The sequence below is a fragment of the Allobosea sp. genome, from assembly GCF_036675845.1.
GTDB lineage: Bacteria > Pseudomonadota > Alphaproteobacteria > Rhizobiales > Beijerinckiaceae > Allobosea.
In genome coordinates this window covers 12,061-34,764 of sequence record NZ_JAKFED010000035.1, presented here as the reverse complement: position 1 = coordinate 34,764, position 22,704 = coordinate 12,061, and the positions used below count along the sequence as shown (strand labels likewise).

Here is a 22,704-nt window from a genome sequence, read left to right as displayed (position 1 = left end):
AGGCCGGCCGCCGAAGAGGATACACAACGCCATGCAGGGTCGCCATTTTCTGCACATTCCGGGCCCCAGCCCGATTCCGGACCGGATTCTTCGCGCCATCGCGATGCCGATCATCGACCACCGCAGCGCGGAGTTCGCCGTGCTCGGAAAGGAGGTTCTGGAAGGCTGCAGGACCGTGTTCCAGACCAGGCAGCCGGTGGTGATCTACCCCTCGTCGGGAACCGGCGCCTGGGAAGCGGCGATCGTCAACACGCTCTCGCCCGGCGATACGGTGCTGATGGCGGAGACGGGCCATTTCGCGACGCTGTGGAAGCAGATCGCGACCCGTTTCGGCATCGAGGTCGAATTCATCCCGGGCGACTGGCGTCGCGGCGCGGACCCGGCGGCGATCGAGGCGAGACTCGCCGAGGACAAGGCGCACAAGATCAAGGCCGTCATGGTCGTCCACAACGAGACCTCGACCGGCGCCACGAGCCGCATCGCCGAGATCCGCAAGGCGATCGACGCTGCCGGGCATCCGGCCCTGTTCATGGTCGATACGATCTCGTCGCTGGCCTCCGTCGACTATCGCCATGACGAATGGCAAGTCGACGTCACGGTTTCGGGTTCGCAGAAGGGCCTCATGCTGCCGCCGGGGCTGGGCTTCAATGCGGTTTCGGAAAAGGCGCTGGCGGCCTCCAAGGCCAACAGGCTGCCGCGCTCCTACTGGGACTGGCAGGAGATGATCAAGATCAACGGGACCGGGTTCTTCCCCTATACGCCCGCGACGAACCTGCTGTACGGGCTGAAGGAAGCGCTGGCGATGCTGGGCGAGGAGGGGCTCGACAACGTCTTTGCGCGGCACAAGCGCCTGGCCGCCGCATGCCGCGCGGCGGTGAGTGCCTGGGGTCTCGAAGTGCTGTGCGAAAACGCGGACGAGCAATCTCCCGTGCTCACGGCCGTGCTGATGCCGCCGAGCCACGATGCCGACCGGTTCCGCAAGATCGCGCTGGAGAAGTACAACATCTCCCTCGGTTCCGGCCTCGGCAAGGTCGCCGGCAAGGTCTTCCGCATCGGCCATCTCGGCGAGTGCAATGAGCTCAGCCTGCTTGGCGCGCTCAGCGGCGTGGAGATGGGGCTGGTGGCCGCCGGCGTGCCCCACCGCCATGGCGGCGTTGCCGCCGCGATGGCCAGTCTCGAAGGGCGCGAGGCCGGCAACGAGGCGCCTGTCGCGGCGGTCGCCTGAGAGGGCTCGAACGCGAGCGCAGGGCGGACAACCGGCCGCCACGAGTCAGAGCCCCGCAGGCCGGCCTGCGGGGCTTTCTTTGCAGGGCAGCAGCGCTCGCCGCCGGCCGGCAGCGCGGCCAAAGATGGCGCAGTGCCGCTGCTGCCTGTCCTCACAAATCGGTGCTTTGCGGCAGGATCACCAGGTCGCGAATGGTGACGTTCCTCGGCCGGGTCAGCATGAACAGCACCGCCTCGGCCACTTCTTCCGGCTCGATCAGGCCGCCGGCGGCGAGCTCCGCTTCGAGCTTGTCCTTCGGCCAGTCGGCGATGAGAGCGGTGACGACGGGGCCCGGGAGCACGGCTCCGACCCGCAGGCCATGCTTGATGAGCTGCCGGCGCGCCGTGTGGACGAAGGCCTGGATCGCATGCTTCGAGGCGGTATAGATCGGCTCCCAGACGACCGGGACGACGCCCGCGACCGAGCTCGTGACCAGGATGTCGCCGGTCCGCCGCTCGATCATGTGCGGCAGCACGGCGTGGACGCTGCGGAAGACGGCATTGACGTTGAGGTTCAGCATCCGGTCCCAGGCATCCGGATCGCCATCGGCGAGCGCGCCGCCGACATAGGAGCCGGCATTGGCATGGAAGATGTCGAGCTTGCCGGTAGCGGCCAGGATCTGCGGCATCATCTGCGCGACCGATGAAGCGTCGGTCAGGTCGGTCACGACCGACGAGGCGTTCGGGCCCAGCCCCGGCATGAGTGCGCCTAGTGCCTCGGCATCGCGGTCGATCAGCACGACCTGCGCACCGGCCTTGAGGAGGCGCTTGGCGCAGGCGAGCCCGATTCCGGAGGCTGCGCCCGTGATGGCGGCGGTTTTCCCGGCCAGTTCCTGTGTCACGTCGGTCATCTCCCGGGTATGGCCATCAGCCAGGGTGTCATGAGGGCAGGGGCGGCTCGGTCAGGGCTTGCCCGACAGCGTCCGCGCCGCCTGCTGAAGCGCGCCAAAGGCCGCGTAGCGCTGCGCATGCAGGCCTGCGATCGCGCCGCCGGCGGGCTCGAATGCCCGGGCGGCGGGCGCCATGGCGGCCATCGCCTCCGTCAGATCGGGATAGGCGGCGGCAGCAGAAGCGCCCAGCATCGCCGCGCCGAGCAGCACCGGGTCGGCGCCTTCCGGCACCAGCACGGGCAGCCCGGTGCAATCGGCGAGCAGTTGCTGGATCAGCGGGTCGCGCCCCGCGCCGCCGCTGAGCACGAGCGCCTCGATCGCCGCGCCTTTCGCCTGGCTCACCTCGATGATCTGGCGCAGCCCGTAGCCGATCCCCAGAAGCCCGGCGAGGTAGAGCGCGACGAGATGGTCGACGCTGCGTTCCATGCCGAGGCCCGCGATCACCGCGCGTGCATCGGGATCGGCATGGGGCGAACGATTGCCGAGAAAATCCGGCACGACGATCAGCCGCCCGGCCAGGCGAACCGCCTCCGATGCCTGCGGCACCTGCGCGGCGGCGCGGGCGGCAAGCCAGGCCGGCAGCGCCATGTCCTCGGCCGCCGCGCGCGCCTGCGCTTCGGCCGAGGCCGGGTGGAACCCGATCAACTGTTCGATCGCCGCGCCGGCGCCCGACTGCCCCCCTTCGTTCAGCCAGAGCCCGGGGGCCATGGCCGCGAAATACGGACCCCACACGCCGGGAATGTAGATCGGCGCGCGGCTGCTCGACATCGTGCAGGCCGAGGTGCCGAAGACATAGGCCATGCGCGTCAGCACGGATCCGTGCGGCGAGCGGACGCCGACCGAGCCGAGGCCGCCGGCATGCGCGTCGATCAGCCCGCTTGCCACTGCGGTTCCGGGGCGCAGGCCGAGCTCCGCCGCCGCCTCCGCCGTCAGCCCACCGGAAAGCCTGCTGCCGGGGGGGACGACTTCGGTGCCGATGCGGGCAAAGTCCTCGTCCGCCAGGTCGCCAAGCCCGATCAGGCTGAAATAGCCGGCGTCCCAGCGCTTCTCATGGGCGAGATAGGTCCATTTGCAGGTCACGGTGCAGGCTGAGCGCGCCAGGCTGCCGCTGGCGCGCCAGGTCAGGAAGTCCGTCAGGTCGAAGAACTGCCAGGCCGCGCCATAGGTTTCGGGCAGGTTCTCCTTCAGCCAGAGCAGCTTGGGGGTCTCCATCTCGGGCGAGATGCGTCCGCCGACATAGGCGAGCACCGGATGTTCGGTCCGGTTGATCCGCCGCGCCTGCTCGATGGCGCGATGATCCATCCAGACGATGATGTTGCGGTCGCTGTCGCCATGCGCACCGACCGGCAGCGGCGCCCCGCCCGACCCCAGGGCGACCAGCGAGCAGGTGGCGTCGAAGCCGATGCCGCTGATCGCCTCCGGCCGGAGCCGGGCTGCCGCCAGCGCCTCGCGGACGCTGGCGCAGACGGCGCGCCAGATGTCCGCGCTGGATTGTTCGGCGAGGTCGGGGCCATCCTGATACAGGGCGATGTCGCGCCTGGCCGTGGCGATCATCGCGCCGCGGCGGTCGAAGATCCCGGCCCTGGCGCTGCCGGTTCCGACATCGATGCCGATGAAGTGGTCGCTCATGCCTTCACCACCTGGAATGGGGCCGAGCCCCGGCCGGGAAGAAGGGCGCGGCGGGCGCATCGCCGCCGCGCTTGTGCCGACGCCGGCGATCAGGCCGCCGCGACGCGGGAGGGGCTGCCGGCGCGCGTGCCGTCTGGATTGCGCAGGTAGACCCCGTGCTCCAGCTGCTGGCGGCGCAACTCCTCCATGTCGATATCGGCGGGTGGCCGATTGCCACGCACGGAGATCTTGGCGGCGCGGCCGGCGGCCTCGCCCATCGCCATGCAGGTCGCCATGACCCGGATCGCGCCCATCGCCTCGTGCGTCGCGGAGATGCTGCGGCCGGCGACCAAGAGATTGGCGACCTTCTGCGGCACCAGGGAGCGGTATGGGATGTCGTAGCAATCGCCGCACCAGATCAGCGTGCAGCCGTCATCGGCCGGCCGATGGATGTCGATCGGGTAGCTCGCCACGGCGATCGCATCGTCGAAATGCCGGCAGGCGAGCACGTCCTCCTGCGTCATCACATACTGGCCGACGATCCGCCGCGTTTCGCGGATGCCGATGAAGGGCGCGGTCTTGGTGAAGTAGGCCTGCTCGAAACCGGGGACATAATGGATCAGATAGGTGACGATGTCGTCGATCTGCGTCCGCCCCTCGATCTCGCCCTTGGTCAGGCTGCGGGCATCCGTGCCGTCGGTGCCCTTGACGCGGGTCATGTTGATCCAGACCTCGCCCTTCTTCAGCCCGGTGATGATGATCGTCCGCTCGTTCGGGATGTTGAGACCGCGCTCGGCCTTGGCCTTGGCGATCAGCTCGCGCATCCCGACGACGATGAACTGGTGGTTCTGGCCGAAATACTCGGCCGGGATGAAATCGGTCAGATAGGTGCGGGCCTGCGGCGGCGCGTTGGCGATGCTGAGCCTCAGCTTGTCGGTGTCGACGCCGGCGAGGCAGAACATCAGCGTCGGCGGCTGCATGCCACCCTCGGCGTTGCCCTTCTCGGTCGGCACGCCGGCGCGGTAGGCGACGTCGGCATCGCCGGTGCAGTCGATCACCAGCTTGGCGAGGATGGCGCTGCGCCCGCTCTTGCTCTCGGTGACGATGCCGCGAATGGTGTCGCCATCCATCAGCGCGCCCGAGAAGAAGGTGTAGAACAGCACGTCGACGCCGGCCTCCGTCAGCATCTCGAGGGCGACGGTCTTGACGGCTTCGGGCTCGACCAGGGTGATGCCCATATGCAGCGGGCAGGGGCGGTGCTCGCTCGCCCCGTCGCGCTCCTTGCGCAGGCGCTCGATGAATTTCTGCGGCAGCCCGTCGATGATCTGGTTGCCCTTCTGGCCGAGGAAGCCGAGCACCGGCAGGCCGATGGTCATGTTGCCGCCGACGAAGCTGCGGCTTTCGATCAGGCCGACGCGAAGTCCGTCCTCGGCAGCCGCGAGAGCCGCGGTCAGTCCCGATGGACCGCCGCCGACGACGAGCACGTCGTATTCGGCCGAGACGGGAATGGATCGGGCCGGCTCTTCGATGAAGCGAACCGCGGTGCTGGACATGGGGCGTTATCCTCTCTTGCTGGAAGGCGGTGGGCGCCGCCGGCGGGGCTGCCGCCAGCGGCGCGGAATCGGTCAGGCCGGCATCATCGGCTTGATGCGCTCGATCATCGCCGTGACGGCGTCCTTGACGGGCTTGCGCCCGAGCACGGCGAGCTGGACCTCCTCCAGGAAAGTCGCCTGTGCACGGGCGGCTTCCGGGAAGGGCGGGAAGGCGCCGCGCGCCGTGGCGAGGACCTGCGCCTCGACGGCGGCGAGCGGGCTCTTCGCCTTCAGCGCCGCGTCGGCATAGGTCGATACCCGCACCGGGCCATTGCCGTTGATCGCCATGCCGAGCGTCACGCGCTTGCTCGACACTTCCCTGATGAAGCTCCAGGCCAGCGCCTTGTCCTTGGCGTTCGCCGGGATCGACATCGCCCAGGCTTCGACGACCGAGGCCATCGGCGCCTTGCCCTTCAGCGCCGCCGAGCCCGGAAACGCGACAGCCTTGATCTTGCCCGGGAACTTGCTCTGGTCGGGATTGTTGAGCTGCGCGGCGCGCGCGAACGGAAGGATCGTGAAGGCGGCGCGCCCCTGCTGCAGCCAGGTCACCTGGTCGTCATTCTTGGTGGTCGCGTAGCTCCGCGGCAGGGCGCCGGCTTCGAACAGCCCGCGCAGCGCATTCAGCCCGCTTTCCATCGCGGCGCGGTCGGGAACCAGCTTGAAGTCGCTGCTGATGAAGTCGCCGCCGAAGGCGCGGGCGAACATCACCGGGAAGACCGCAAGGTCGCTGGCGAGCACGAGACCGACGACCGGCGTGCCGGCCTTCGAGGTGAAGGTCGTCTTCTTCGCCTGCTCGATCAGTTCCTCGAGCGTGGTCGGCGGTGCGCCGATCCCCGCCTCTTCCAGCAGCGCCTCGTTGTAGAACAGGCCCTGCGTCGCGTGCCGCACCGGGATGCCGATGAGCTTGCCGCCGACCGTCATGCCCTGGACGAGGCCCGGGGCGATGTCGCCGAAATCCTCGATCGGATCTTTCTTCTGATAGGCGTCGAGCGGCTCGAACAGCGCCGCGATCTGCGCGGTCGGCCGATTGTCGATCAGGTAGCCGACGCCGTAATCGGTCTCCTTCAGGCTGGCCTCGCGGAAGAGGCGATCCTGCAGCGGGTTGGAGTCGAAGGTGGTGAAGGCGAGCTCGGCGTCATTGGCCTTGCGCCAGTCCTTCATCAGGTCGCCATCGCCCGTTCCCAGCACCGTCTGGTGGACCTTGTGACTGAGCAGGTTGAGCGTCTTGCTCGCCGCAAGGCCGGGGCCGGCGGCGAGCGTGGCTGCGCCGGCAATCGTCGTTGCGATGAAATCCCGGCGTGAAAGCTGCGGCAGTGTCGTTTTCGACATTGGTTTCCTCCCTGTGCTGTCGGCTATCCCTTCGTCGCACCGGCGGTGAGGCCGGCCACGAGATAGCGGTTCATGAAGACGACGAAGAGCAGGACGGGAATGAGCTGCACCGTCGATGCGGCGAAGAGAATCCCCCAGTCGACGCCATCGATCGAACCGATCATCTCGGAGATCACGAGCGGCGCGGTCTTGGCGCGGGTGGCGGTGAAGATGAAGGCGAAGAGGAACTCGTTCCACGAATAGACGACGACGAAGACCGCCACCGCCAGGATGCCCGGCGCCGCCAGGGGAACGATGATGCGCCACAGGATGGTCATCCGGCTCGCCCCGTCGATCTCGGCCGCCTCGTCCAGGTCGCGCGGGACCTGGTCGATGAAGGTCCGCATCAGCACCGTGCCGAGCGAGACGAAGAACGTCGCGTAGAGCACGATCAGCACGAGATGGGTGTCGTTCAGCCGGAAAGCATTGACGATCGGGAACAGCGGCAGCGTCACCACGATCGGCGGGATCAGGCGCACGACGATCAGGCCGACGATGCCGGCATCCAGGAAGCGGCTGCTGTGGCGCGAATAGACATAGCCGGCGCAGGTGCTGGCGATGATCGCGAGCGCGGTCGCGCCTGCCGTGACGAGCGTGCTGTTGAGCAGGCCCTCGAAGAAGACGCCCCAGGAGCGCCACAGCTCGCCATAGTGCCGAAGCGTGGGGGTGAAGAGGTATTTCGGCGGGACCGCGAAGATGTCCTGGCCGGGCTTCAGCGACGACACGACGATGAAGAGGATCGGAAACAGCGACCAGAACAGGATCGCCATGACCGCGACCGCCTTGCCTGCAGCGTAGAGGAAACGGCTAGTGCGCATTGGCGCCCACCTTTCCGCGCAGGATCAGCACATAGACGGCGGCAAGCGCCAGCGAGGCCAGCACCATGATCCAGGCCGTCGCCGCGGCCGTGCCGAAGGCGTTGAAGCTGAAGGCCTCCTGATAGAGATAGATCGCCACGACCTCGGTCGAGCGCGCGGGCCCTCCCTTGGTCAGCAGCCAGGCTTCCGAGAACAGGCGGAAGGCGAAAATGTAGCGGAACAGCAGGGCGATCACGATCGCCGGGCCGAGCAGCGGCAGCGTCACCCGGCGGAAGGCCTGCCAGCGCGTCGCGCCGTCGACCCGCGCCGCCTCGTAGAGCTCGTTCGGGATCGCGAGGCGCGCCGCATAGATGATGATGAAAGTGAAGGGCAGGTGCAGCCAGATCGTCAGGAGCCCGATCAAGGTCATGGCGTGCGACGGCTCGAACGACCAGTCGAGCGTCGGCAGGTGGAAGGCGCGCAGCGCCAGCGTGACCGGCCCGGCGTCGGGATCGAACAGGAAACGCCACATCACCACCGCGGTGACCTCGCTCACCGCATAGGGCGCGAGTACGGCGACGATGAGGAAGCGGCGGAACGGCAGGCCGCTGGCGAACAGCAGCGCCATGCCGAGCCCGAGCGCCATCTCGACATGGACGGCGATGACGACGAGCACCACGGTGTTGAGAAGGGCGCTGTGGAAAGCCGGATCGGCCAGGACCCGGACATAGTTCTGCAGCCCGACGAAGCTCGGCGCCTGGCCGAAGGTGGACGTGCTCAGGCTGAGCCAGACGACATAGAGCGACGGCAGCACGATCACGCTCAGGATCAGGATATGAACCGGCGCGAGCAGCGGCAGAATCAATGCCGTTCCTTTGGATCGCAACGTTGTCCTCCCAGGTCGTTTGTCGGCGCGGGCTCTTCGGCCCGTCAGTGGATGGCTTTTTCCGCCTCGGCCGGTCCGTCCGGCCGCGGCGGAGGTTCGTCGACTGCACCGGCTCCGGCCGCGCCTCGCGTCGCGAGGTCGAGCACGGAATCGCGCGCCCGCAGGCTGGTGTTCAGCACCATGGTTCTGGGCGCCGCCTGGTCGCCGGACATGCGCCGGCGCAGCTGCTCCCAGGCGGCGGTCGCGATCTCCTCGACCGGCTGGCGGATCGCGGTCAGCCCGGTCTTGCGGGCGCTCATCCAGGGATAGTCGTCGAAGCCGATCACCGAGATCGGGTCGGGTATGTCGATCCGCAGCCGCGCCAGTGCCGACAGGGTGCTCAGCGTCGTCACATTGGTCAGGGCGATCACGGCGGAGGGCCGGGCATGTCGCTCGAGCCAGTGCAGGAAGAGCTCGGTGCCGCGCTCGGCATTCGAACCGAGCTCGACGACCGTCGGTGCCTGGCCGGTCTCGGCCTGGATCAGCTCGGACGCACCCCGGATGCGCTCGCGGATCGGCGAGATGGCGAGGCTGGAGGCCGCCAGGACGATCTCGCGGTGGCCGAGCGCCAGCAAATAACGCGAGGCGATCTCGCCGGCCTCGCGATTGTCGACCGCGACGGTGTCGACCATGGAGCCGGTCGGCGGCACGCGGTCGGCAAAGACCATGGGCAGTCGCCCGATCTCGCCCTTGAGCACCTCTGGCACCGCATCCGAGCAGGGGACCGCGATCAGTCCCGAGGGGCGCCAGGCCAGCAGGGTGCGCAGGCGCGACTGCTCCAGGCGCAGATCGTCGCGCGAGCTGGCGATGATGATGTCGTAGCCGTCCTTCTGCGCCATCACCTCGAGCTGCGACACCAGCGAGGTGAAGAACACGTCGTCGAGATCCGGAACCAGCACGCCGACCACCCGGGCCTGCCCGGAGCGCAGCTGCGACGCGGCCCGGTCCACCTCATAGGAGAGCTCGCGCGCCGCCTGCTTGACCCGCTCCTGCAGATCGGCGTTCACGGGCTTGCGGCCGCTGAACACGTTCGAGACCGTAGCGATCGAAACGCGCGCCTTCGCAGCGACTTCCTTGATCGTGATGCGCTTCGCCGCCATCTCGCAGATAGCCTGTTAAACGTTTTACCGTAAAACGTTTAACAGCGGTGGAGGGAGACCACAAGCGCCAAGTTGGACGCTTCTGCCGTGCATGCGCCATCGCCCGCGAGAGAGGACGGTGCGCAAGGCGTGTCAGGTGGAGCTGAATCGAAGGAGGCGCTGCGGCAGTTGATCAGGACGATGACGGTTCAACCGGCGCCAGCCGGGACCATGCCGAAAAAATCGAAGTCATCGGTGAATTGACGAGATCGGCGGCGACCACTTCCCGACCGCCCGAATGTCGGGGGGAGGATGGTAGCGGGAGAGGGACTTGAACCCCCGACACGCGGATTATGATTCCGCTGCTCTAACCAGCTGAGCTACCCCGCCCCGAGCGGTTGTGCCTTGTTCGGCAGCCAATCGCGACGGCGCGGATATAGGGTTTCGCAGGCATCGGCGTCAAGCCTTGATGCTGGCGCGCTTCACCGCAGCTTTCGCAGGCGCACCACCTTGAAGTAACCCTGGCCGACATGGACGGTCTCGTAGCGCCCGGTTGCGGCGGCCCAGCCGGTCAGGCGGCTGACCTTGAAATCGCTGCTCCAGCCCACTGCCTTCGCCAGCGGCGCGAGCAGCGACCAGAGCGGCGCGGCAAGCCCGCCATCGCCGACGAGCCGGCTGGAGATGACGATCTCGCCGCCCGGCCGCAGCACGCGGTCCATCTCGGCCAGCGCCTGCTCGGGGTCGGGCACCAGCGTGATCACGAACTGCGCGGTGACGGCGTCGAAGGAACGGTCGGCGAAGCCCAGGCGGCAGGCATCCATCACCAGCAGGCCGCGGACATGGTCGAGGCCTTGGGCGAGCACCTTGGCGCGGGCGACGCGCAGCATGTCGAATGAGAGATCGGCGCCGATCACCTGCCGGTCGCGCTCGAAATAGGGCAGAGTCAGGCCGGTGCCGACGCCGATCTCGAGGATGTCGCGGCCGCAGGCGCAGGCCGCCGCCACCGCCTCGCGCTGGGCGCGCGACAACAGCCCCTGATAGATCCGGTCGTAGAATTTCGCCCAGACCGCATAGACGCGCTTCTGGGCGTCGAGACCCTTGCCTGCCGTCATGATGCCGCGAGCGAAAGTTCCGGAGGAGCGGGGAGGTGGCGTTTTTTTTCCGCCAGGATGACGCCGCCGCCGAGCACGCGCGCACCCGCGCCGGCATGGTCGTAGATGACGCAGGCCTGGCCGGGCGAGACGCCTTCCTCGCCCTGCGCCAGGAGGACATGCACGCCCTTGTCGTCGGCGAGCAGGCGGGCTTCGCGCGGGGCTCGGGTCGAACGGACGCGGACCGCGACCTCGAGGCCTTCGGCCGGCAGATCGGCCAGCGCGATGCCGCCGATCCAGTTGAGGTCGCGCAGGTCGACGCGGCTGACGCTCAGCGCCTCGCGCGGGCCGACGATGACGCGGGCGTTCTCAGCATCGAGCGCGACGACATAGAGCGGTTCGGCGGCGCTCAGGCCCAGCCCCTTGCGCTGGCCGACCGTGTAGCGCAGCACGCCCTCGTGCTGGCCGAGCATCCGGCCGTCGAGATGGACGATGGCGCCGGGCCGGGCGGCGCCGGGCTTCAGCCGCTCGATCACCTCGGCATAGCGGCCGTTCGGCACGAAGCAGATGTCCTGGCTGTCGGGCTTGTCGGCGATGGCGAGGCCGAATTCGGCGGCGAGAGCGCGCGTCTCCGCCTTCTCCATCTCGCCGAGCGGGAAGCGCAGCAGGTCAAGCTGGTCCTGCGTCGTGGCATAGAGGAAATAGCTCTGGTCGCGGTTCTCGTCGGCGGCGCGGAACAGGCCGCGATGGCCGTTGCCAAGATCGCGGCTGGCGACATAATGGCCGGTGGCGAGCGCATCCGCCCCGAGCTCGCGGGCGAGCCCGAGCAGGTCGCGGAACTTCACGGTGCGATTGCACTCGACGCAAGGGATCGGCGTCTCGCCGGCGAGATAGCTCTCGGCGAAGCGCTCGATCACCGCGTCGCGGAAGCGGCTCTCATAATCCAGCACGTAATGCGGGATGCCGATGGCCTCGGCGACGCGGCGAGCATCGTGGATGTCCTGCCCGGCGCAGCAGGCACCGGCGCGGTGGACCGCGGCGCCGTGATCGTAAAGCTGCAGCGTGACGCCGACGACATCGTAGCCCTGGCGCTTCAGCAGCGCCGCGACCACCGAGGAATCGACGCCGCCCGACATCGCCGCGACGACGCGCGTCGCCGAAGGCGGCTTGGCGATGTCCAGCGAATTGAGCGGGGTGGTCATGACGGTTTCTGGTGCCGGGCGAAGGGGAGGGCCCGATGCCCTCCTCCCGGCTCTATACCGGCTTTGCCGGGGCTGGGCCAGCATCGCCCGGCAAATCCTGCCGGCCGGGAGCGGCGATGCGGCGCTTCCTGCCGGGCGCGGATTTCGGAGAATTCTCATAATCGTTTGATTTTGCAGAATTATCCATCTGGCTTGGGTCTTGCTCGGGCGGGAGCGGCTCTTCTTCGCCATTCGCCAGTTCCGGAGAACTCCATGTCCACCGCGTCGATCTCGCACTCGCCTTATGAGACTGCGCTCCCTGGTCGCCGCGATACGGCCAAGACCAGAAGGACGGACGAGGTGTTCACGCTGCCGCCGGCCGAGAAGCCGGTGGCGCAGGCTCCGGCCGATCGTCCGCGCCCCCGCCTCGACGAGGACCGCGGCGCGAGCGAAACCGGCGCGGCGGAGCGCGACCGCGCGGGCCGGAAGGGCATTGCGGACGCGGCGGTCCGGGCAGGCGAGGGCGAGGGGGCCGACCGCGGCGGCAAGGCGACAGGCGAGACGAAGCCCAGCGAAGCCGGCGCAGAGACAGGCAAGCAGGCCGGCGAATCTACCGACGAGAAGGTTGCGACGGGCGAGAAGCCCGCCACCGGCGAGGAGAACATCCCGGCCCTGCCGTTGCCGGCGCCGACCACGACCACGGTCGAGGAGCGCAAGGCGGCGCTGGAGGCAGCGGTCAAGGGTGCGCCACCGGTTCCTCCGGAAGGCACCGCCGCGGTGAGCGCGGAAACGAGCCAGTCCGGCGCCGTCGCGCCGACAGCCGAGCCGAGCGAGATCGGTGCGCAATTCCTTGCGCTCGCGGCCCTCGCCCTCCAGCCCGGCGGTCCGGCCGAGCCGGAGGATGCGGCCGCCAAGGATGGCAGTGCAACGGTCGCTACCGGCGAGAGCATGACGACGGGCGTGGTGCCGGCCAATGCTGTGGTCCCGCCGGTTGCGCCCGCGCTGCCGGCCAAGGCGAATGGCGAGGCGAGCGCCGGAGGCGAAGCCGCAGCCGCCGACATCAAGGCCGGGCTCAAGCCTGCCGTCATCGGCGCTCCCATGCCGGCAGAAGCCGGCATGGGCGATTCGGAGACGGTGGACGAGGCGGGAGCCGGGACGAGCGAAGCCGCCGCCACCGCCACCATCGAAGGCAAGGCGCCGGAGCGTTCGACGACCGCGGCGCAGGGTTCGCCCGCTGCCGATGGCGGCCAGGGCGATGCGCCGCAGCAGGCGGCACCGCCGACGCCGCAGGCGATCCTTGCCGCCGGGCCGCTGGCGCCGGGCAAGCCCGAGGCGCCGCTTACGCCGCTCGATGCCGCCGCCCAGGCCAATGCCCAGGCGCAGGCCGAAGCGAACGCCAGGGCTTCGGTCGAAACGACCCGTCCGACGCCACTGCACGTCGTGCCGGTCGAGATCGGCGCGCGGGCGCTGGCCGGCAACAAGCGTTTCGACATCAGGCTCGATCCGGCCGAGCTCGGCCGCGTCGATGTCCGCCTGGAGATTTCCGATGACGGCAGTGTCAGCGCCAAGCTGACGGTCGACCGGGTCGAGACCCTGCACCTGCTGCAACGCGATGCGCGCACGCTCGAACGCGCCTTCGAGCAGGCCGGGCTGAAGCCTTCCGAAAGCGGGGTCGAGATGAGCCTGCGCGATTCCTCCGACCAGAGCTCGCGTCAGAACCGCCAGGACGACGAGGGCGCGCGCACGCGCCGGGCCTGGGTCGAGACCGCCGAGGAAAGCGCGCTCGCCGCCGAGACGATGCCGCTGCGCGGGGCCGCAAGGCTCGGCGGCGTCGACCTCAGCATCTGAAGAGAGGCGATCCCGTGAGCATTTCCAACACCGGCAAGCTGAGCGACTCGACCGTTACCGCGGCGCAGAACGGCAGCAACACCAATGTCACCGGCGGCACCACCTCGATCGCCAATAATTTCGACCAGTTCCTGTCGCTGCTGACGACGCAGCTCAAGAACCAGAATCCGCTCGATCCGCTCGACACCAACCAGTTCACCCAGCAGCTCGTGCAGTTCGCCGGGGTCGAGCAGCAGCTCAAGCAGAACGAGACGCTGACCGCGCTGCTCGGGGTCAGCAAGGCGACGACGGGCGCGAGCGCCATCGGCTTCGTCGGCCAGACGGTGACCGCCGATGGCGCCGCGACCCAGCTCAAGGACGGCAAGGCCGAGTGGCGGCTCAACGCCTCGAAGGGCGGCTCGGCCACGATCACGATCAAGGACGTGAACGGCAAGGTCGTGCAGACCGGCACGACGACGCTGACGGCCGGCGACCAGACTTATAGCTGGGACGGCAAGACCTCGACCGGATCGACCGCCGCGGAAGGCGAATACACGATCACGGTCGACGCCAAGGACATTTCGGGCGCCGCGATCACGGTCAAGACCGAGATCAGCGGCGTCGTCGACGGCGTCGATTTCTCGACTGCGGTTCCGACCCTGCTGATCGGTGCGATCAAGGTGCCGCTCGACCGGGTCAAGTCGGTGAAGAGCAGTTCTTGAAGTCTGGCCGCGGCGCTGCGGCGCGCCATAGCGAAAGCCTGCGCGGTTGCCTTAGGCAAAAGTTAAGTCGGGAGGGTTACGGTCAAGGACAAGTAGGTCTGTTGAGTTGTGTGAGAGTACCATGACCGAGCCGCTGCGACCGCGCGTCAAGTACGTCATCGGCCCCGATGGGAGCCCGCTGACCATTGCCGACCTGCCGCCGATGAATACCCGCCGCTGGGTGATCCGGCGCAAGGCCGAAGTCGTCGCCGCGGTGCGCGGCGGCCTGCTCAGCCTCGAAGAGGCCTGCCAGCGCTATACCCTGACGGTGGACGAGTTCCTGAGCTGGCAGATGTCGATCGACCAGCATGGGCTTGCCGGCCTGCGCACCACGCGCATCCAGCATTACCGCCAGTAGGCGCTCCGAGCTTTCCGAATTCGGAGAAAGGCGCCGGTCCCGACAGGGGCCGGCGCCTTTCGGCGTTTGTGCCACCCACCACCGAATTCTGTCCCGATATCGGGCCGATCAGCCCGGCGTTAACCCGGCGCTAACCATGCACTGGGAAAAACTTGCCTAGTGATAGCTCCGCGGGTTGGTCTGCGAGGGCGACGGGCATCGGAAACGCGGCGTGAACGGCTTGGTCGATCAATTCCGGAGATTCGGCGCGGCGCGGCTGGCGGCGATGCTGGCGGTGACGCTCGCACTGGTCGGCTTCTTCGCCTTCGTCATGCTGCGCATGTCGCAGCCGGCGATGGGCGTGCTCTTCGCCGACCTGTCGAGCCAGGACGTCAGCGCGATCCTGAAGGACCTCGACGCGCGCGGCGTCAAATACGAGCTGCGTGGCGACGGGCAGACCATCCTGGCCCCGCGCACCGAGGTGCCGCGCCTGCGGCTCGATCTCGCCGGCAAGGGCATCCCGTCGGGCGGCGGCGTCGGCTACGAGATCTTCGACAAGGGCGACGCCTTCTCCTCGACCAGCTTCGTCCAGAACATCAATCATCTGCGGGCGCTCGAGGGCGAGCTTTCGCGCACGATCCGCTCGATCAGCCGGGTCCAGGCCGCCCGCGTCCACCTCGTCATCCCCGAGCGCCGCCTGTTCGAGCGCGACCGCGAGCCGCCGCGCGCCTCGATCGCGCTCAAGCTCGCCGGCGACCTCGACGCCGCCCAGGTCCGGGCGGTGCGCCATCTCGTCGCCTCGGCGGTGGACGGGCTGAAGCCCGAGCGGGTCTCGATCATCGACGAGCGCGGCCGGCTGCTGGCCGACGGCGCCCAGGGCGAGCAGGGCCTGGCCGGCATCGGCCTCGACGAGCGCCAGGGCGCGATCCAGCGGCGGATCAAGTCGCAGGTCGAGGACATCGTCGCCAGCATCGTCGGCCCCGGCCGGGCGCGCGTCCAGGTCTCGGCCTCGCTCGACAGCAACCGCATCGAAAGCCGTTCCGAGACCTTCGATCCGGAGAGCAAGGTCATCCGCTCGAGCCAGAACCGCAACGAGACCTCGACGACCAACGAGGCGCGCGAGGGCGTCACCGTCGGCAACGAGCTGCCGGGCGCTCAGCAGCCGAACCAGGCCCAGCAGGGCACGCAGAAGGATGCCACCGCCAAGAACGAGGAGGTGGTCAACTACGAGATCTCGCGCACCACGCGCACCGAGGTGCTCGAGGGCGGCCGCATCCGCAAGCTCTCGGTGGCGGTGCTGGTCGACGGCACCTATGCCCGCGGCCAGGGCGCGGAGGCGAGCTATCAGCCGCGGACCCAGGAGGAGCTGGAGCGGATCAGCCAGCTGGTGCGCACCGCCATCGGCTTCGACCGCCAGCGCGGCGACCAGGTCGAGGTCGTCAACCTGCGCTTCGCCGAAGGGCCGGAGGCGCCGGTGGACCTGACCGAGCAGAGCCTGATGCAGCAGCTGCTGTCCTTCACCAAGGAGGACATGGTGCGCTTCGCCGAGATCGGCGTGATCTCGCTGCTGATCCTGATCGTGCTGATGGTGGTGGTGCGTCCGCTCCTGAAGCAGGTGCTGGCGCCCGAGCGCGATTTCCGGGCGATCCCGACCTTCATGCGCAACGGCGTGATCGTCTCTGCCGCCGAGCAGGGTACCGGTGATCCCGCCAGCTTGCCGGCCGGCGCCAGCTCCGGCTCCGGGGATATCGGCGAGATCGAGGTCGCTGCCCCTTCCGAGCGGATGCTCGCGATCGCGCAGGTCAAGGGCCAGCTCAAGGCCCAGTCGGTCGAGAAGATCGGCGCCATGGTCACGCAGAACCCGGCCGATTCGGTCGCGGTGCTGCGCGGCTGGATCCACGAAAAAGCACCGGCGTGAGGGGCTGAGCCATGGCCACGCGCTCGATCGCCACCCGCAGCTCCGGCGACAGCGACCTTGCCGAGACCGGAGGCGGGCTGCAGCCGATGTCGCTCGATGGCATGACCGGCCCGCAGCGCGCCGCCGTCATCCTGCTCGTGCTCGGCGAGGATCACGGCCGGGTGATCTGGCAGGAGTTCGACGACGAGGAGATCCGGATCATCACCCGGGCCATGGCCGAGCTCGGCACGGTCGATTCCGACCAGGTCGAGCGGCTGATGCTCGAATTCGTCGGCAAGCTCTCCAGCGCCGGTGCGATCACCGGCTCCTTCGACCGGACGATCTCGCTGCTGGAAAAGATCCTGCCGACCGATCAGGTCGCCCTGATCATGGAGGAGATCCGCGGCCCGGCCGGCCGCAACATGTGGCAGAAGCTCGGCAATATCGACGCGGTCGTGCTCGCCAACTTCCTCAAGAACGAATACCCGCAGACCATCGCCGTGATCCTGTCGCGCATCCGGCCCGACCATTCCGCCAATGTGCTGCGCAACCTGCCGGGCGAGCTCTCGATCGAGGTGGTCGGCCGGATGCTGCGGATGGAATCGGTGCAGAAGGAAGCGCTCGACCATATCGAGAACACGCTGCGCACCGAGTTCGTCTCGACCCTGACCCAGACGCGCCGGCGTGACCCGCACGAGATGATGGCCGAGATCTTCAACGGCTTCGACCGCCAGACCGAGACGCGCTTCCTGGCCGCCCTCGACGCGACCAACCAGGAATCGGCGGAACGCATCCGGGCGCTGATGTTTACCTTCGAAGACCTCGCCAAGCTCGATTCCGCCGGGCTGCAGACGCTGATGCGGCAGGTCGACAAGGACACGCTGGCGCGTGCGCTCAAGGGCGCCGGCGAGGAGATGCGCAACTTCTTCCTCGGCGCCATGTCGCAGCGCGCCGCCAAGAACCTGCTGGACGACATGCAGGGGCTCGGGCCCTTGCGCCTCAAGGAGGTCGACGAGGCGCAGATGAAGATGGTGACGCTGACCAAGGACCTGTCCGAGAAGGGGGAGATCGTCATCGCCAAGGGCAATTCCGAAGACGAGCTGGTGTACTGACGATGGCTGCAGCCAAGAAATTCCTGTTCGAGACCGATTTCCGCAGCGATGGCCGGCGCGGGGTCGACGAGGCCGCGCTCGCCGCCGCCCGGGACGAGGGTATGCGCAGCGGCCAGGAGCAGGCGCGCCGCGAGGCCGAGCAGCAGACGGGAATGCTGCTCTCGCAGCTGGTCCGCTCCTGCGAGCGGCTGCTGGCGCAGCAGGACGAGCGGCTGGCCGCGATCGAGGAACAGGCCGCCCATCTTGCGGTGACGGCGGCGCGGGGCCTGGCCGGCGCGGCGCTGGCGGACAGGCCGCTGGCGCAGCTCTTGGCGGCGGCGCGCGAATGCCTCGGCCACGCCAGGCAGGCGCCGCATCTGGTGGTGCGGGTCAATGAGAGCCTGGTCGAGACCGTCGAGGGCAAGCTTGCGGGGCTGGCGCGCGAGACCGGCTTTGCCGGGCGGCTCGTCGTGCTCGGCGAAGCCGACATCGCGCTCGGCGACGGGCGGATAGAATGGGCCGATGGCGGGCTCGCCATCGACGGCGCGCAGCGCGACGGCGCGATCGAGGCGGCGATCAGAAGCATATTCGGCCCGGCCGGTCCGTCCGGCCAGGCAGTGGGGTGACAGACATGGCCGACAACGACCTCAACCTGCCGCCGCTCAACCCGGCCGACCTCTCCTTCGACCATAACAACGACGCCTCGGTCGCCCGCTCCGGCCCGGTGCCGGTGAAGACGGCCGAGGATCTGGAGCAGGTCTTCGACGTGCCGGTCACGGTCTCGGCCGTGCTCGGCTCCTCGCGCATCGCGGTCGGGGATCTGCTGCGGATCACGCCCGGCGCCGTGCTCGAGCTCGACCGGCGCGTCGGCGAGGCCATCGACATCTTCGTCAACGAGCGCCTGGTGGCGCGCGGCGAGGTGGTCGTGGTCGAGGAACGCCTCGGCGTCACCATGACGGAAATCATCAAGGCCGACCGATGACCAGAGCAGTGCGCGAAAAAGTGGAAACCGGTTTTTCGCAAGAGCAAGGCTCTGGAGTTTTAGTGTCGATCACGCTTCCCGCATTCGGACGAACCCGTCCGAATGCGGCGTGGTCGAACCGGGCAGCCATCGCAGATCACGCTAGGAAGACCTGAGCCATGCGCCTCATCATCGTCGGCAGCCTCAAGGGCCAGCTCATCACCGCGGCCAAGATCGCGGTCTCGCACGGCGCCGCCGTCACCCATGCGGAGAGCATCGAGCAGGCGCTCGCCGTACTGCGCGCCAAGGGCGGCGACCTCCTGATGGTCGATGTCGAGCAGCCGATCGCCAAGCTCGTCGCTGCGCTCGAGGCCGAGCGCATCCGCACCCCGCTGGTCGCCTGCGGCACCTCGACCGATGCGCGGGCCGCGGTCGCGGCGATCCAGGCCGGCGCGCGCGAATACGTGCCGCTGCCGCCCGATCCCGAGCTGATCGCGGCCGTGCTCGCCGCCGTCGCGAGCGACAAGGCCAGCCTGATCTGGCGCGATCCGGCGATGGAGCGCGTCGTCCAGTTCGCCAACCAGATCGCCCGCTCCGACGCGCCGGTGCTGGTGACCGGCGAGAGCGGCACCGGCAAGGAGATGATCGCCCAGCACCTGCACCAGAAATCGCTGCGCAAGGACAGGCCCTTCGTCGCGGTGAACTGCGCGGCGATCCCCGACAACCTGCTGGAATCGGAGCTTTTCGGCCATGAGAAGGGCGCCTTCACCGGCGCGATCGCGCGCCGCGTCGGCAAGTTCGAAGAGGCCAATGGCGGCACGTTGCTGCTCGACGAGATCACCGAGATGGATGTCCGGCTGCAGGCCAAGCTTCTGCGCGCCCTGCAGGAGCGGATGATCGACCGGGTCGGCGGCACGCAGCCGGTCAAGGTCGATTTGCGCATCATCGCGACCTCGAACCGCAACCTGGCCGAGGCAGTGCGCGACGGCTCCTTCCGGGAGGATCTGTTCTACCGGCTCAATGTCGTGCACCTACGCCTGCCGGCGCTGCGCGAGCGCCCGGGCGACATCCTGGCGCTGGCCGACCATTTTGCCAGGAAATACGCCGAGCTGAACGGGCTGCCGCAGCGGCCGATCGCCGCCGAGGCGCGCAAGCTGCTGCTCGCCAATGGCTGGCGCGGCAATGTTCGCGAGCTCGAGAACACCGTCCATCGCGCCGTGCTGCTGGCACAGGGCGTCGAGATCGGCGCCGACGCCATGCTGACCCCGGAGGGCGAGACGCTCGGCCCGGCGAGCGGCCGCGACGTCGCCTCGCGGGCGGCCCAGACGGCGGAGGCGATGACGCGCGGCCTGGTCGGGCGCACCGTCGCCGATGTCGAGCGCGACCTGATCCTCGACACGCTCGACCACTGCCTCGGCAACCGCACCCATGCGGCCAGGATCCTCGGCATCTCGATCCGGACCCTGCGCAACAAGCTCGGCGAATATCTCTCGGCCGGCATCCCGGTGGCCGAGCCCGGGCAGGCGCGGACGCAGTCCCTGTAGTTCGGAAAAACGAAAAGCGGGCCGGGAGCATGCTCCCGGCCCGCGCTTCGAGGCAAAGATCTTGCTGCAGCCTACCAGTAGCGGCGGCGATAATAGCGCGGCCGGCGATAATAAACCGGACGGCGATAATAATACACCCGCGGGCGGCGGTAGTAGCGCGGTCGAGCATAGTAGCGCGGGCGTCGATAGTAATAATACTGGCTGAAATCCGCGTCGGTCTTGTCCAAGGCGGCGCTGGTCTCGGCGTCGAGAGCCTCCGCAGCCTCGGGAGCCTTCGACTCGGGCGGCGTCGGAGCGAGCTTCGGCTGGGCGGCTTCAGAGGCGGCGATGCCGCCGACACTGGCGGCGGCGAGGCCGCCGAACAGCGCCATCACGAATGAACGTCTATCCATGCAATTCCTCCATCAGGTTCGATCCGAGCGCCGCGTTCCCGCGAGGCCACTCTATTCCTCCGCTGACCATCCGTCACGCCTGGGACGGGCGGGTGGCCGGCGAGAGCTGACGGCGCGGGAGTCCGGCCGTTAGCGCTTTGGGGCGGTCAGGGGCGGAATCGCCGCGCCTCGTCGTCGCCCTGCAATTTCATGCCGCCGCGCGGCTTCAGATCGCGCCGAGCGGCCGGCTGACGTCCTCCAGGGAGCGCCGCTCGGCCCGCACCGCGAACTTCCAGGCGATCAGCCCGGCGGCGATCATCAGCACGGCGCCGAACAGATAGCCGGCGAGCACGCTGGTGCGCGAGCCGGTGTCGATCAGCGCGCCGAACAGCCAGGGGCCGGCAACGCCGCCGAGGCCGGTGCCGAGCGAATAGAAAACGGCGATGGCCAGCGCCCTGATCTCGAGCGGATAGGTCTCGCTCACCGTCAGATACGCCGAACTCGCCGCGGCGGATGCGAAGAAGAATACGACGCTCCAGCAGGCGGTGAGCTGCGCGGCGCTCAGCCAGTCGCGCTCGAAGAGCAGCCCGGTGACGGCCAGAAGAATGCCCGACAGCACATAGGTCGCGGCGATCATCGTGCGCCGGCCGAGGCTGTCGAAGAGCCGGCCGAGCAGCAGCGGGCCGAGGAAGTTGCCGGCGGCGAAGGGCAGGATGAACCAGCCGATCGCACTCGCGGGCACATTGTAGAAATCGGTCAGGATCAGCGCGTAGCTGAAGAAGATGGCGTTGTAGAAGAAGGCCTGCGAGGTCATCAGCGCCAGCGCCACCAGCGTGCGCGGACGATGGGTCACGAACAGGGTGTAGCCGACCTCCTTCATAGGGGTGAAGCTTCGCGGCAGCAGCGTCAGCGTCGGCAGCGGGGTCTGTGGCGGCGGGGCGGGGGCGAAGGCTTCGATATGCGCCACGACGGCCTCCGCCTCGGCGAGGCGGCCATGGCTCATCAGCCAGCGCGGGCTCTCGGGAATCCAGCGGCGCAGGAAGAGGATGACGAGCCCGAGCGCGGCGCCGATGAAGAAGGCGAGGCGCCAGCCGATTTCCGGGTCGATGTTGGCGGGATCGAGCAGGATGATGGCACCGACGCCTCCCATCGCCGCGCCGACCCAGAACGAGCCGTTGATGACGAGGTCGGTCCAGCCGCGCACCCGGGCCGGGATCAGCTCCTGGATCGTCGAGTTGATCGCCGTATATTCGCCGCCGATGCCCATGCCGGTGATGAAGCGGAAGAGGAGGAAGCTCCACAGGTTCCAGGAGAAGGCGGTGGCGGCGGTGGCGGCGAGGTAGACGAAGAGGGTGATGGAGAACAGGCGCTTGCGCCCGAGCCGGTCGGTCAGCCAGCCGAAGAGCACAGCCCCGATCACCGCGCCGGCGAGGTAGGCGGCGCCGGCCAGCCCTACCTCGGTGTTGGTGAAGCGCAGGACCGGGCTTTCCTTGAGCGCGCCGGAAACCGCGCCGGCCAGCGTCACCTCGAGCCCATCCAGGATCCAGGTGACGCCGAGGGCGACGACGACGAGCGTATGGAAGCGCGACCAGGGCAACCGGTCGAGCCTGGCCGGAATGTCGGTGACGATGCCGTCGGGGAGGGTGCGCGCTTCGTTCACAAGCTGTTTCCCCTTTCGACAGGCGGCCTTGTCGCCGCGTCGAGGATGGCGGGCGGCATGGGGCCGCCCGCCTGCGGGCCTGCCTGGATCAGCGGTAGATCACGCGGCGGGGCGGGCGACGCACGACCGTGGTACGGCGGACGACGACCGGCCGACGGTAATACGGGCTCGGCCGGCGTACCACCGTGGTGCGGCGGACGACGACAGGGCGGCGGCGATAGGCGGGAGGCCGGCGAACGACGGTCGTGCGGCGCACCACGGTCTGGCTGAAGTCGGCGTCGGTCTTGTCGAGCCCGGCCTTCAGCGCGGGCGCGAGGCCCTCCGGATCGGGAAGCGGGGCGGCGGCGGGCGCAGCGGCCTGCGCAAGCCCCATGCCGCCGAGGCCGGCGGCGGCGAGGCCGCCGAAAAGGCTCAATACAAACGAACGTCTATCCAAGACTTCCTCCAATAATTCCGGCCTG

The 22,704-nt window shown here is 68.6% G+C and carries 21 protein-coding genes and 1 tRNA gene; 9 read left to right on the top strand and 13 right to left on the bottom strand.

The features are described from left to right. Positions 1-31: 31 nt before the first annotated feature. Positions 32-1,225, top strand: a complete 1,194-nt coding sequence (locus V6M56_RS02985) for a pyridoxal-phosphate-dependent aminotransferase family protein (RefSeq protein WP_332681089.1) — start codon at positions 32-34, stop codon at positions 1,223-1,225. Positions 1,226-1,376: 151 nt separating this feature from the next. Here V6M56_RS02985 and V6M56_RS02980 read toward each other — a convergent pair whose 3' ends face one another. From V6M56_RS02980 to mnmA, 10 genes are all read right to left on the bottom strand, one after another. Then, positions 1,377-2,105, bottom strand: coding sequence for an SDR family oxidoreductase (locus tag V6M56_RS02980; protein WP_332681088.1), 729 nt, complete (start codon positions 2,103-2,105; stop codon positions 1,377-1,379). A gap of 60 nt (positions 2,106-2,165) precedes the next feature. After that, the gene (locus V6M56_RS02975) at positions 2,166-3,782 is read right to left on the bottom strand and encodes an FGGY-family carbohydrate kinase (RefSeq protein ID WP_332681084.1); all 1,617 of its coding nucleotides are present in this window, start codon (positions 3,780-3,782) and stop codon (positions 2,166-2,168) included. Between the two features lie 89 nt (positions 3,783-3,871). Continuing rightward, the gene (locus V6M56_RS02970) at positions 3,872-5,314 is read right to left on the bottom strand and encodes an FAD-dependent oxidoreductase (protein WP_332681083.1); all 1,443 of its coding nucleotides are present in this window, start codon (positions 5,312-5,314) and stop codon (positions 3,872-3,874) included. Between the two features lie 72 nt (positions 5,315-5,386). Next, positions 5,387-6,682, bottom strand: coding sequence for an ABC transporter substrate-binding protein (locus tag V6M56_RS02965; protein WP_332681082.1), 1,296 nt, complete (start codon positions 6,680-6,682; stop codon positions 5,387-5,389). Between the two features lie 23 nt (positions 6,683-6,705). Beyond that, on the bottom strand, positions 6,706-7,539 hold the full coding sequence (locus V6M56_RS02960) for a carbohydrate ABC transporter permease (RefSeq protein WP_332681081.1): 834 nt from the start codon (positions 7,537-7,539) through the stop codon (positions 6,706-6,708). After that, positions 7,529-8,383 (bottom strand): carbohydrate ABC transporter permease, encoded by an 855-nt coding sequence (locus V6M56_RS02955; protein ID WP_332681080.1) that lies wholly within the window; start codon positions 8,381-8,383, stop codon positions 7,529-7,531. Before V6M56_RS02955 ends, V6M56_RS02960 begins: the two co-directional genes overlap by 11 nt. A gap of 65 nt (positions 8,384-8,448) precedes the next feature. After that, the gene (locus V6M56_RS02950; protein WP_332681079.1) at positions 8,449-9,543 is read right to left on the bottom strand and encodes a LacI family DNA-binding transcriptional regulator; all 1,095 of its coding nucleotides are present in this window, start codon (positions 9,541-9,543) and stop codon (positions 8,449-8,451) included. 292 nt (positions 9,544-9,835) lie between these two features. Continuing rightward, positions 9,836-9,912: transfer RNA gene (locus V6M56_RS02945), tRNA-Met, on the bottom strand. 92 nt (positions 9,913-10,004) lie between these two features. Continuing rightward, positions 10,005-10,634 (bottom strand): class I SAM-dependent methyltransferase, encoded by a 630-nt coding sequence (locus tag V6M56_RS02940; protein ID WP_332681078.1) that lies wholly within the window; start codon positions 10,632-10,634, stop codon positions 10,005-10,007. Beyond that, positions 10,631-11,815 (bottom strand): tRNA 2-thiouridine(34) synthase MnmA, encoded by a 1,185-nt coding sequence (gene mnmA, locus V6M56_RS02935; RefSeq protein ID WP_332681077.1) that lies wholly within the window; start codon positions 11,813-11,815, stop codon positions 10,631-10,633. The genes V6M56_RS02940 and mnmA overlap by 4 nt, the downstream gene beginning before the upstream one ends. Before the next feature lie 252 nt (positions 11,816-12,067). Here mnmA and V6M56_RS02930 point away from each other — a divergent pair, with 252 nt between their 5' ends. The 8 genes from V6M56_RS02930 to flbD all read left to right on the top strand — a co-directional run bounded on the left by V6M56_RS02930 (position 12,068) and on the right by flbD (position 20,212). Then, positions 12,068-13,642 carry a flagellar hook-length control protein FliK gene (locus V6M56_RS02930; protein ID WP_332681076.1) on the top strand — a complete coding sequence of 525 codons (1,575 nt, stop codon included), beginning with the start codon at positions 12,068-12,070 and terminating at the stop codon, positions 13,640-13,642. Positions 13,643-13,656: 14 nt separating this feature from the next. Next, complete coding sequence (locus V6M56_RS02925; RefSeq protein ID WP_332681075.1) at positions 13,657-14,343, top strand: flagellar hook assembly protein FlgD; 687 nt, start codon at positions 13,657-13,659, stop codon at positions 14,341-14,343. Between the two features lie 121 nt (positions 14,344-14,464). Beyond that, positions 14,465-14,740 carry a CtrA inhibitor SciP gene (gene sciP, locus V6M56_RS02920; RefSeq protein ID WP_038359348.1) on the top strand — a complete coding sequence of 92 codons (276 nt, stop codon included), beginning with the start codon at positions 14,465-14,467 and terminating at the stop codon, positions 14,738-14,740. Between the two features lie 211 nt (positions 14,741-14,951). Further along, entirely contained in the window at positions 14,952-16,637 is a 1,686-nt protein-coding gene (fliF, locus tag V6M56_RS02915; RefSeq protein WP_442881061.1) for a flagellar basal-body MS-ring/collar protein FliF, read from the top strand. An 11-nt stretch (positions 16,638-16,648) separates the two neighbouring features. Continuing rightward, on the top strand, positions 16,649-17,728 hold the full coding sequence (fliG, locus tag V6M56_RS02910) for a flagellar motor switch protein FliG (RefSeq protein ID WP_442881060.1): 1,080 nt from the start codon (positions 16,649-16,651) through the stop codon (positions 17,726-17,728). Positions 17,729-17,730: 2 nt separating this feature from the next. Next, positions 17,731-18,333, top strand: a complete 603-nt coding sequence (locus V6M56_RS02905) for a FliH/SctL family protein (protein ID WP_332681074.1) — start codon at positions 17,731-17,733, stop codon at positions 18,331-18,333. A 5-nt stretch (positions 18,334-18,338) separates the two neighbouring features. Continuing rightward, on the top strand, positions 18,339-18,689 hold the full coding sequence (gene fliN / locus V6M56_RS02900) for a flagellar motor switch protein FliN (RefSeq protein ID WP_316016868.1): 351 nt from the start codon (positions 18,339-18,341) through the stop codon (positions 18,687-18,689). Positions 18,690-18,847: 158 nt separating this feature from the next. Continuing rightward, the gene (gene flbD, locus V6M56_RS02895) at positions 18,848-20,212 is read left to right on the top strand and encodes a sigma-54-dependent transcriptional regulator FlbD (RefSeq protein WP_332681073.1); all 1,365 of its coding nucleotides are present in this window, start codon (positions 18,848-18,850) and stop codon (positions 20,210-20,212) included. A gap of 71 nt (positions 20,213-20,283) precedes the next feature. Here the strand turns inward: flbD and V6M56_RS02890 are convergent, their stop codons facing one another. The 3 genes from V6M56_RS02890 to V6M56_RS02880 all read right to left on the bottom strand — a co-directional run bounded on the left by V6M56_RS02890 (position 20,284) and on the right by V6M56_RS02880 (position 22,679). Then, positions 20,284-20,604, bottom strand: coding sequence for a hypothetical protein (locus V6M56_RS02890; protein ID WP_332681072.1), 321 nt, complete (start codon positions 20,602-20,604; stop codon positions 20,284-20,286). Between the two features lie 205 nt (positions 20,605-20,809). Further along, positions 20,810-22,243: an MFS transporter gene (locus V6M56_RS02885; RefSeq protein ID WP_332681071.1), complete on the bottom strand. Its 1,434-nt coding sequence runs from the start codon at positions 22,241-22,243 to the stop codon at positions 20,810-20,812. A gap of 88 nt (positions 22,244-22,331) precedes the next feature. Next, a complete protein-coding gene (locus tag V6M56_RS02880) occupies positions 22,332-22,679 on the bottom strand; it encodes a hypothetical protein (protein ID WP_332681070.1) in 348 nt (115 codons plus the stop codon). Positions 22,680-22,704 lie beyond the last annotated feature (25 nt).